This is a genomic window from Vibrio sp. Y176, assembly GCF_033438945.1.
The window spans coordinates 1-600 of sequence record NZ_JAWOQS010000811.1 but is presented as its reverse complement, the minus strand read 5'-3'; the positions used below and the strand labels follow the sequence as shown (position 1 = coordinate 600).

Genomic DNA, 600 nt, shown 5'->3' with positions numbered 1-600 from the left:
GCCCATGTAGACTCGGACACAGTGCGATAATCTTCACATCACGATTAACACGTTCTCCAGTGGCAATGGTATGGTCTAACATCTCATCAATGACATGGCCGTCATTACAAACGAAATGAACATCCGCTTCTGGACGTTTTAAAAACTCCGCTTTCACTCCTTTAAATGCTAAAGAAATCGCCTCGCCTTTTTCCTGAGCTTTGCTCATCGCAAGAAAACCACCAGCCACATCAGCACCAACGGCTAATGCACCAAAATACATACTGTTTAGGTGATTCTTTGTTCGTCGTCTAAGTGGAATGCGCACTTCAACGTGCTTACTATCAATGGCGATAATTTTTGGGTGACACAGCCAAATCAGAGGCACTTTCGAAAAGCCAAAGAGATTGAGATACAAATTTGCGCGACGTACTGCTGATAACATGTTGGTCTCCTTACCAAACTACTCTGACCAGTTAATCAACGAACGAAATGGATGTCAAAGAAATGTTAACAAAAGCTAGATCTAGACAGTTATTGAGCATACTTTAGTGAAAGCTTCACCTTTATCAAGTAGAGGAAGCATGAGGTTCGTCGCACTAAACTCGCTTGACCGAAGGT

1 protein-coding gene is annotated in these 600 nt (G+C 42.7%); it reads right to left on the bottom strand.

The annotated features are described in order from the left end of the window. Positions 1–424 (bottom strand): DUF4442 domain-containing protein (locus tag R7O13_RS28795; protein ID WP_318305451.1); only part of this gene is annotated, 424 nt, incomplete at its 3' end. Between the last annotated feature and the right edge of the window lie 176 nt (positions 425–600).